The 319-nt window shown below is 42.0% G+C and carries 1 pseudogene; it reads left to right on the top strand.

Annotation, left to right across the window (positions count from 1 at the left end):
- Positions 1-319, top strand: a pseudogene (locus KI375_RS27100) (IS5/IS1182 family transposase); the annotation flags it as partial.

Below are 319 nucleotides of genomic sequence, written 5' to 3'. Positions count from 1 at the left end.
CAGATGGCAACGGATTTGGATAAGTCTGTCCAAACGTATACGGAACAAATCGAATCAAGTGAAGAAGCACAGGACCGAAAAGCCCTGCGTTCGGAACGGAAGCAGCCAAAACAAGCCTTAAAAAAAGTGCATGATTACATACATCGGAAAGAAAAATATGAAGAAGCATTGGAGATTTTAGAAGAACGTAACAGCTATTCCAAGACGGATCACGACGCAACCTTTATGCGATTGAAAGATGACCATATGAAGAATGGACAGTTGAAAGCTGCTTATAATGTGCAATTGGCAACAGAAGGACGTTACGCGTTAGCCTATG

It is taken from the genome of Bacillus sp. J14TS2 (assembly GCF_018333015.1).
Classification (GTDB): Bacteria; Bacillota; Bacilli; order Bacillales; family Bacillaceae_C; genus Lederbergia.
Note: the sequence above shows the minus strand (reverse complement) of the source record. Positions and strands in the feature narration are given on the sequence as shown.